Source organism: Brevibacterium sp. LAARM3_SD1 (assembly GCF_057364765.1).
In genome coordinates, this window is sequence record NZ_JBNFOL010000071.1 from 1 (window position 1) to 1,776 (window position 1,776).

Annotated in this window: 1 rRNA gene; it reads right to left on the reverse strand. The window is 54.8% G+C overall.

Going from position 1 to position 1,776, the window contains the following annotated elements:
- Nucleotides 1–1,475, reverse strand: a 16S ribosomal RNA gene (locus AC2W7L_RS18480); the annotation flags it as partial.
- Nucleotides 1,476–1,776: the final 301 nt, after the last annotated feature.

Consider the following 1,776-nt stretch of genomic DNA (forward strand, 5'->3'; position numbering starts at 1 on the left):
TAGTCCCAATCACCAGTCCCACCTTAGACGGCCCCCTCCACAAGGGTTGGGACACCGGCTTCGGGTGTTACCGACTTTCGTGACTTGACGGGCGGTGTGTACAAGGCCCGGGAACGTATTCACCGCAGCGTTGCTGATCTGCGATTACTAGCGACTCCGACTTCACGTAGTCGAATTGCAGACTACGATCCGAACTGAGACTGGCTTTAAGGGATTCGCTCACCCTCACGGGTTCGCCTCTCTCTGTACCAGCCATTGTAGCATGCGTGAAGCCCAAGACATAAAGGGCATGATGATTTGACGTCATCCCCACCTTCCTCCGAGTTGACCCCGGCAGTCTCCTATGAGTTCCCACCATCACGTGCTGGCAACATAGAACGAGGGTTGCGCTCGTTGCGGGACTTAACCCAACATCTCACGACACGAGCTGACGACAACCATGCACCACCTGTACACCAGCTCCAAAGAGAAGAACTGTTTCCAGAACGGTCCAGTGTATGTCAAGCCTTGGTAAGGTTCTTCGCGTTGCATCGAATTAATCCGCATGCTCCGCCGCTTGTGCGGGCCCCCGTCAATTCCTTTGAGTTTTAGCCTTGCGACCGTACTCCCCAGGCGGGGCACTTAATGCGTTAGCTACGGCGCGGAGAACGTGGAATGTCCCCCACACCTAGTGCCCAACGTTTACGGCATGGACTACCAGGGTATCTAATCCTGTTCGCTCCCCATGCTTTCGCTCCTCAGTGTCAGTTACAGCCCAGAGTCCCGCCTTCGCCACCGGTGTTCCTCCTGATATCTGCGCATTTCACCGCTACACCAGGAATTCCAGACTCCCCTACTGCACTCTAGTCAGCCCGTACCCACTGCACGCGCAACGTTAAGCGTTGCGTTTCCACAGCAGACGTGACCAACCACCTACGAGCTCTTTACGCCCAATAATTCCGGACAACGCTCGTACCCTACGTATTACCGCGGCTGCTGGCACGTAGTTAGCCGGTACTTCTTCTGCAGGTACCGTCACTTTCGCTTCTTCCCTGCTGAAAGCGGTTTACAACCCGAAGGCCGTCATCCCGCACGCTGCGTCGCTGCATCAGGGTTTCCCCCATTGTGCAATATTCCCCACTGCTGCCTCCCGTAGGAGTCTGGGCCGTGTCTCAGTCCCAGTGTGGCCGGTCGCCCTCTCAGGCCGGCTACCCGTCGTCGCCTTGGTAGGCCATTACCCCACCAACAAGCTGATAGGCCGCGAGCCCATCCCCGATCGAAAAACTTTCCACCACCCAACATGCGTCAGGTGGTCGTATCCGGTATTAGACCCAGTTTCCCAGGCTTATCCCGAAATCAGGGGCAGGTTACTCACGTGTTACTCACCCGTTCGCCACTCATCCACCCGAAGCAAGCTTCGGGCTTCAGCGTTCGACTTGCATGTGTTAAGCACGCAGCCAGCGTTCGTCCTGAGCCAGGATCAAACTCTCCATAAAAAAATATGTTACGAATGAATCCCAGCAAGACAGCCGATCGTCACGGGGTGACAGACCGGCTCATCAAAAAATATCCCGACCAAACACACTCACCCCACACAACGGTCGGCGGTTCGGCGAAGAACCACCCACCAGGAGTGAAATACTGTTCGATCAGGTGATTGTCTTACCAGAAAATAATAAATGTTCTGGCATCACAACTTGTTCAAACAAACACGCTATTGGATTCTCAAACCACAAACACACACCCATCACCACCACCCGAAAAAACGAGCGTGTTCACTGGGGGTATCAGTTCCTA